The sequence below is a fragment of the Frankia sp. AiPs1 genome, from assembly GCF_023716945.1.
Taxonomy (GTDB): domain Bacteria; phylum Actinomycetota; class Actinomycetes; order Frankiales; family Frankiaceae; genus Frankia.
The window spans coordinates 1-3,871 of record NZ_JAMQQF010000568.1 but is presented as its reverse complement, the minus strand read 5'-3'; the positions used below and the strand labels follow the sequence as shown (position 1 = coordinate 3,871).

Annotated in this window: 5 protein-coding genes and 1 pseudogene; all 6 read left to right on the top strand. The window is 74.8% G+C overall.

Annotated features, from left to right (window positions below; translation table 11 throughout):
- A partial coding sequence (glp, locus tag ND748_RS27480) for a gephyrin-like molybdotransferase Glp (RefSeq protein WP_251749111.1) occupies positions 1–987 on the top strand: 987 nt, incomplete at its 5' end.
- On the top strand, positions 984–1,550 hold the full coding sequence (gene moaC / locus ND748_RS27475) for a cyclic pyranopterin monophosphate synthase MoaC (RefSeq protein WP_251749110.1): 567 nt from the start codon (positions 984–986) through the stop codon (positions 1,548–1,550). The genes glp and moaC, both read left to right, overlap by 4 nt.
- Positions 1,547–2,083, top strand: coding sequence for a MogA/MoaB family molybdenum cofactor biosynthesis protein (locus ND748_RS27470; RefSeq protein ID WP_251749109.1), 537 nt, complete (start codon positions 1,547–1,549; stop codon positions 2,081–2,083). Before moaC ends, ND748_RS27470 begins: the two co-directional genes overlap by 4 nt.
- Before the next feature lie 6 nt (positions 2,084–2,089).
- On the top strand, positions 2,090–2,725 hold the full coding sequence (locus tag ND748_RS27465) for a GNAT family N-acetyltransferase (protein WP_251749108.1): 636 nt from the start codon (positions 2,090–2,092) through the stop codon (positions 2,723–2,725).
- Between the two features lie 497 nt (positions 2,726–3,222).
- Positions 3,223–3,363 (top strand): hypothetical protein, encoded by a 141-nt coding sequence (locus ND748_RS27460; protein ID WP_251749107.1) that lies wholly within the window; start codon positions 3,223–3,225, stop codon positions 3,361–3,363.
- Positions 3,360–3,871: pseudogene (locus ND748_RS27455) on the top strand (hypothetical protein); the annotation flags it as partial. The gene ND748_RS27460 and the pseudogene ND748_RS27455, both read left to right, overlap by 4 nt.

Genomic DNA, 3,871 nt, shown 5'->3' with positions numbered 1-3,871 from the left:
GTCCGCCAGCCCGCCGCCCGTGGGCTGCACATCCGCCGCACCGGCGAGGACGTCACCCCCGGCGCGCTGGTGCTGCCGGCGGGGACGGTCCTCGGCTCGGCCCAGATCGGCCTGCTCGCCGCCGTCAACGTGGCGCGCCCGCCGGTGCACCCGCGGCCCCGGGTGGCGGTGCTGTCCACGGGCACCGAGCTCGTCGAGGTCGGCTCGCGGCTCGGCGCGGGGCAGATCGTCGACTCCAACAGTCACGGCATCGCCGCCGCCGCCCGCGAGGCCGGCGCGGTCGTCCGCCGGCTGACCGGCGTGCCCGACGAACCCGACGCCTTCGCCAAGGCCCTGCACGGGGTGCTGGGGGAGGTCGACGCGGTCGTGACCACCGGCGGGGTCAGCGTCGGCGCCTACGACGTCGTCAAGGAGGTCCTCACCGGGACCGGCAGCGTGCGGTTCGATCAGATCGCGATGCAGCCGGGCAAACCGCAGGGTTTCGGTCTGGTCGAGGGTGTGCCGATCTTCACGTTGCCCGGCAACCCGGTCAGCGCGCTGGTCTCCTTCGAGCTGTTCGTCCGCCCGGCGCTGCGCCGGATGCGTGGGCTGGCGGCCACGGGTCTGCCGCGGATCGTCGTGACGGTCGGCACGGCACTGCGTTCCCCGGCCGGTCGGCGCACGTTCGTGCGGGTCGGCCTCGACCGGCTCGACTCCGACGGCCGACCCGGCCCGGCCACCGTCGCCCGTCCGGCCGGCGGCCAGGGCTCCCATCAGCTCACCTCGCTGGCCGGCGCGCAGGCGTTGCTGGTCATTGCCGAGGATGTGACGGAGGTGCCGGCCGGCGCCCGGCTGCCGGCGCTGTTGCTCGGCGGGGACACAGGCGCCATCCTCTCCGGCATGGGCTGGGCGGAGACCGACAGGTCGGACACGGACACAGACGCGGGCGCGCACCCGGACACGCACCCGGGCATGGGCGCCGGGCCGGCGGAGCCGATCGCGCGATGACCGCGCCCCGGCTCACCCACGTCGACGAGCACGGCGCGGCCCGGATGGTCGACGTCACCGCCAAGGAGGTCACCACCCGCACGGCGAGCGCCACCGGCCTGCTCCGGGTCACCCCCGAGGTGGTGGGGCTGCTGCGCGGTACCGGGGTGCCCAAGGGGGACGCGCTCGGGACCGCCCGGATCGCCGGGATCATGGGCGCGAAGCGGACGCCCGACCTCGTCCCGCTCTGCCACCCCATCGCGATCTCCGGGGTCACCGTCGAGCTCACCGTCCGTGACGACGGGGTGGAGATCACCGCCACTGTGCGGACGGCCGACCGGACCGGCGTCGAGATGGAGGCACTGACCGCCGTCACCGTGGCCGGGCTGACCCTGCACGACATGGTCAAGGCGGTCGATCCCGGCGCGGAACTGACCGGCGTGCGGGTGCTGACCAAGACGGGTGGGCGCCACGGCGACTGGCAGGCCGGACCCTCCCGGGAGGTAGGACCGCCTGTGCCGACGGGACCGCCCGTGTCGACGGGACCGCCTGTGCCGACGGGACCGGCGGGGGCGGTCCGGTGAGCCGTTCGTCGAGTCTTCCGTCGGGAGCGCGGGCCCAGGTCGTCACCGTGTCCGACCGGGCGTACGGGGGCGTCTATCCGGACCGCTCCGGCCCGCTGCTCGTCGCCGGACTGGCCGAGCTCGGCTTCGCCGTCGGCCCGGCGCAGGTCGTCCCCGACGAGCGGGAGCGGATCACAGCCGCGCTGCGGGCCGCCGTCGCCGACGGGATCGATCTGGTGGTCACCACCGGCGGGACCGGTCTCGGACCGCGGGACATCACCCCCGAGGCGACCGAGGACGTGATCGAACGACCGATCCCCGGGCTCGCCGAGGCGCTGCGGGCCGCGGGCCGTGACGCCGTCCCCGCGGCGGTGCTCTCCCGCGGGCTTGCCGGGACCGCGGCGGCGACGCTGGTGGTGAACCTGCCGGGCTCGACGGGAGGGGTCCGCGACGGGTTGGGCGTGCTCGCCGGAGTGATCGGACATGCCGTGGCCCAGCTCCGCGGCGTCGATGACCACCCGGTTTCCCCCGGCGTCGCCGGGACGGCGGACTAGGGCGTGATGGCACGGGCGGCGGGCTGGCCGGCGGTGCTGTCCGAGGAATCGGTGACGGTGCGGCCGCTGCGGCTGCGCGACGCCTCCGCCTGGGTGGAGGTGCGGCTGCGCAACGCCGACTGGCTGGCGCCGTGGGAGGCGACCCCGCCCGGTCTGATCATGGTCCGCGAGACCTGGGCGCAGCGCCAGACCGTCTCGGTGTACCGGCAGATGTTGCACCGGCTGCGTCAGCAGGCGCGGATCGGCATGGCGTTGCCGTTCGGGATCGTTTTCCACGGCCGGCTCGTCGGCCAGGTGACGGTGTCGACGATTGTCCGCGGCGCCTTCAACAGCGCGCAGGTCGGCTACTGGGTGGACAGCGGCTTTGCCGGCCGGGGCATCACCCCGACCGCCCTCGCGCTCGTCGTCGACCACTGTTTCGGCCCGGTCGGCCTGCACCGCGTCGAGGCCAATGTGCGGCCCGAGAACGCCGCCAGCCAGCGGGTGCTGGCCAAGCTCGGCTTCCGCAGGGAGGGCCTGCACCGGCGCTATCTCGCCATCGACGGCCACTACCGCGATCACCTCGGATTCGCGCTGACGACCGAGGACGTTCCCGAAGGGCTCGTGCGTCGCTGGCGGGAGAGCCGCTACAGCCGGCCCTGACCGCCCGCAGCCGGCCCTGACGGCCCTGACCGCCCGCAGTCGGGCCGAGCGGACGCACCGGCGTCCGTGTCCATGCTCCGGTCCGGGGCCCGCGGCTCGTCCGGTTGCCGCCGCCTGCCCGATCCGCGGTGGCCCGGAGCGGGACCGGGGGCCCGCTTCCGGGTTACGCCGTGGGTGGGGTGACGAGTTCCACTCGGCTTGGCGGCGGGTGTCGGAAACCGGACGCCCCCCCGTCGCGGTCACGGCGCGTTGTTCTGACACTCACGCCCGAGCGCATTCGCAGCGACCTGCTGGAGGCGCGCGCTATCTGCGAGTGGTTCCGTATGCCAAGCCGAGCCCGCCCGGGGGGCTCAGGATCGGTTAGACGACGGGGGGACGACCGTAGCCCATCCGATTGCGGATGCGACACGCGGGGTTCGGGTCGGTGACCACGTGGATTTCGCTCACTAGCGTCAACAGCGAAATCGCTATCCGCTGGTGTCGAGAAGAGGCCCCGCATGGTCAGCACCTCCGCGCTCGCCGCGCTCGCCGCGCCCTGCGCGGACGGTGCGCGCTCGGCGTCCGGCGCGGGGATCGTGCCGGTTCCGCCACCGGTCCATCGCGAGATCCACGCCGGCCGGACGGCGGTGCTCCGGTGAGCGCCCTGATCTGGGCCGCGATTGTCGCGGTGTGGGGATTTGTCCTGATCCCCATGTGGCTGCGCCGCCACGACTCGGCGTCGGAGCAGCGTTCCACCGAGCGGTTCACGGTGGCGATGCGGGTGCTCTCCCGCCGTCCTGCGGGCCACGACGAGGCCGATCCCGAGCAGTTCGACAGTGACCATGAACGTCTCGGCGGGGTGAGAGGAATGGGTATGTCGCACGCGGAGTCCCCCCGTTCGCGCGATCCCATCGTCGCCGCGGAGTCTGCGCCGGCGGGTCGCCCGGCCGCGCAGGGCGAGTCGGGCTGGCACGACGCGCCGCCCGGCCCGGCGCGGGACTCCTACGCGGCGCGGGCGTCCTCGCGGCCCGACGCCCCCGACGCCCCTGTCGACTCCGGCGTCCCTGTCGACGCCGGCGCCCCCGTCCACTCCGGCGCCCCCGTCCACTCCGGCGACGCCGCGCCGGCCGGCGCGGGCGGGCATGGAACTCCCGGCGGGCACGCGCC